The sequence below is a fragment of the Collinsella sp. OM06-18AC genome (genome assembly GCF_003438785.1).
Lineage (GTDB): Bacteria > Actinomycetota > Coriobacteriia > Coriobacteriales > Coriobacteriaceae > Collinsella.
Genome location: NZ_QSTX01000031.1, coordinates 1 through 1,433 on the forward strand (window position 1 = coordinate 1; position 1,433 = coordinate 1,433).

General features: G+C 65.1%; 2 protein-coding genes. Both read left to right on the forward strand.

Annotated elements, in window-relative coordinates:
- The coding region (locus DXB86_RS09830) for a helix-turn-helix domain-containing protein (RefSeq protein WP_347487368.1) at positions 1 to 539 on the forward strand (539 nt) is incomplete at its 5' end.
- Between the two features lie 29 nt (positions 540 to 568).
- On the forward strand, positions 569 to 1,411 hold the full coding sequence (locus tag DXB86_RS09835) for an IS3 family transposase (protein ID WP_233504193.1): 843 nt from the start codon (positions 569 to 571) through the stop codon (positions 1,409 to 1,411).
- Positions 1,412 to 1,433 lie beyond the last annotated feature (22 nt).

Below are 1,433 nucleotides of genomic sequence, written 5' to 3' on the forward strand. Positions count from 1 at the left end.
TGAACTGCCTCCCATTTCTTGGACATGAGAAATGGGAGGCTTTCTTTATGCGCGTTGATTTGAGAGTGAAGCATGATATCGAGGCCAGGAAGGCGGCCATAGGGCTCTTCGAGCTCGGGCACGGGTATAAATCTGCCGCGATTGCCCTTTCGCTTCCCGTGGAAGCCGTGAGAAGATGGCAGGAGATATACCGCGCATTCGGGAGCGAGGTGCTGCTGCGCATGGACGGAAAGCAGGGCAGGTACACATACGAGCAGAAGGTCGCCGCCGCCTCCGCCGTCGTCGACGGCGGCATGACGAAGACCGAGGCGATGGCGGCGTTCGGCATAATGTCGATGTCGCCGCTCAAGAAGTGGTGCGCGCTATACCGCCGGGGCGGCGCGGAGGCCCTGCGCCCGAGGCCCAAGGGCCGGCCGAAGGGTTCCAAGGCGAGGCCGCGGACCCGCGAGGAGGAGCTCGAGGAGCGGTGCCGTAGGCTCGAGGCCGAGGTGGCCTACCTAAAAAAATTACGCGCCCTGGTCGAGAGGGACGGGCTCTGACCAGGGCGAAGGCCGAAGCGGTCGCGGCCCTGCGCGCCGAGGGGCACGCGCTCGGGCACCTGCTCGCATGCGCCGAGCTCAAGCGGTCGACCTACTACTACGCCCTCGCGCACCCGCCGAGGCCCACGCGCCCCGAGCTCTGGGAGGCGGCCGCCGAGATCTTCTCGCGCACCGCCAACGGCTGCGGGCACCGGCAGATAGCGATGTGCCTCAGGGCGGAAGAGGGGGCCGTGATAGCCGACAAGACCGTGCTCAAGATGATGCGCGAGATGGGGATTCGCTGCGGTATCAGACGCGAGACGGCCTACCACAGGTACAACTCGTACAGGGGCGTCGTCGGCAGGACGTTCGAGAACGTGATCGCGAGGGATTTCGACGCCGGGGCCCCGTGGCGGAAGCTGGGAACGGACGTCACCGAGTTCAAGGTGGCGGGCGGCAAGGCCTACTGGGCCCCGACGCTGGACTTCTGCACCAAGGAGATTGTGGCGAGCGACATATCGACCACGCCCGACATGGCCCAGCAGGTCAGGATGCTCGACGAGCTGCTGTCCAAGATCCCCGAGGGCGCCGCCCCGACCATGCACTCGGACCGGGGCTGGCAGTACCAGCACGCCTCGTACACATCCAGGCTCGAGGCCGCCGGCATCGTCCAGAGCATGTCCAGGAAGGCGAACTGCATCGACAACGCCGCCACCGAGCAGCTCTTCGGCCACGTCAAGGACGAGTTCTACCGGGGCCGCGAGTGGGAGACGTTCGAGGATTTCAAACGCGACCTGGAGGAATACATAGTCCACTGGAACACGAGCCGGAGGCAGGTAAGATTGAAGGGCCTGACCCCGGAGGAGTTCCGGAATCAGGCCCTCGCGGCCTAGTCGCTATTTAGGGCGTCCAAGA